General features: G+C 45.6%; 2 protein-coding genes. Both read right to left on the bottom strand.

Features of this window, described 5'->3' with window-relative positions; translation table 11 throughout:
* Positions 1-528: GAPES1 domain-containing protein (locus tag EA14781_RS22205; protein ID WP_042336404.1), on the bottom strand; the 528-nt coding region annotated here is incomplete at its 3' end.
* A gap of 179 nt (positions 529-707) precedes the next feature.
* Positions 708-1,067 (bottom strand): diguanylate cyclase domain-containing protein (locus tag EA14781_RS22200; RefSeq protein ID WP_042336403.1); only part of this gene is annotated, 360 nt, incomplete at its 5' end.

The raw sequence follows: 1,067 nt of genomic DNA, 5'->3' as shown, positions 1-1,067 counted from the left end.
AAAATATTCAACATTGACCGGCTCATAGAAATAGACATAGCGGTCATTCAGATCGAGGTAATAATGAAACTTTTCCTCTGCCATCCCTAAGCCGATACCGTAATCATCCTGATGACGATTACCTTCCACCGCTTGATCAAATGCGGGTAATAGCGTTGCAGCTTCTACTATGGCTTCACAGTCTGATGCGGCAGTTTGTAATGTTCCGTGCAATGCCTGATAGCTATGAGCGGTCAGGTTTAGTCCGTGTGTATTATTGGCTGATTCAAAAGCCTCGCAGATGGCGCGTCGCTGTTCCGGCGACATCTCCGACTGTCCGGCAGCGAGCGCACGCATCATGTGTGCGGCAATACTTTGATTTTGATACTTGTCATAGAGAAAGGAAGAGTCCGCTTTCTGGACGATATAGCGCAGATAGGAGCTCATCGCTCTGTCGCTGGCGACAAGTTCAAAAATAAGGAAGGAAGATGTCAGCACAATGACACTTGCGGCGATAAAATGCCGGAGCATTCTATGGTGCAATTTCATGATAAATGGCACTCCTTCGGTTAGTGAAATGAGAAAACCAGATAAAGTTCGATTGCGGCCTGGCGCTGGGCCGCTAATTATACTCATCTCTACGCCGCTGGGGAGGGGAAATTTAGTGGTATTGGTAATAAATTGTATATCAAAGCCATGCAAAATGCATGGCCTGAATAAAATTGCACTCAAATTTGATGAATAATCACCTTGTTGCCACAGTTATGCTTTGCCTCACGCAACGCCTTGTCTGCTTCAGTCATAAGCAGTGAGATATTACGTTTGTCGCCAGTGGAAAAAATACTGCCAATGCTGATGCTCATTTGTTCAGGAACATCATATCTGTTACTAAAACTGGTCAGGAGTTCGACATTTTTACGTACGCGCTCGGCAATGATTTTGGCCTGGGCAGTATTGAGTTCGGTAAATAGCAAGCCAAAGACGTTACCTTCCAGACGCGCGAAGATGTCGTCAGGTCGGATACTTTGCTGGATAATATCGACAATTGAAACCAGAACTTTATCGCCCACATGATGCCCCCATTGAGC

Source organism: Escherichia albertii NBRC 107761 = DSM 17582 (assembly GCF_000759775.1).
Lineage (GTDB): Bacteria > Pseudomonadota > Gammaproteobacteria > Enterobacterales > Enterobacteriaceae > Escherichia > Escherichia albertii.
This window is presented reverse-complemented; position numbering and strand designations above follow the sequence as displayed.